Source organism: Campylobacter sp. MG1 (assembly GCF_026616895.1).
In the GTDB taxonomy this organism is placed as follows: Bacteria; Campylobacterota; Campylobacteria; order Campylobacterales; family Campylobacteraceae; genus Campylobacter_E.
The window spans coordinates 1-255 of record NZ_JANYME010000053.1; the positions used below are offsets into that span (position 1 = coordinate 1).

At 32.2% G+C, this 255-nt stretch carries 1 protein-coding gene; it reads right to left on the reverse strand.

What is annotated here, in order from left to right; translation table 11 throughout:
• The coding region (locus NY022_RS09650) for a hypothetical protein (protein WP_267525671.1) at positions 1-241 on the reverse strand (241 nt) is incomplete at its 3' end.
• Between the last annotated feature and the right edge of the window lie 14 nt (positions 242-255).

The window sequence follows — 255 nt, forward strand, 5'->3', positions numbered from 1 at the left end:
TACCAAATTCATTGCAAGGTAATGTTGGAGTATATGTAAATTTACCATCAATTGATATGAATGAATCTTGAGTCATTTTACCATTTGGTTCAACTATAGTAATTACAACACTTTGTGCACCTTTAGCGTCAAATTCACCAACAAATGTTGGGGTTCTATCTTCTGTTTTTGTTCCAGGTTCTACTGGAGTTTGATTATTAAATGAGCCTGATTCATCACCTACTAAAATAGTAACTTTCATTCCATTAGTTGAAT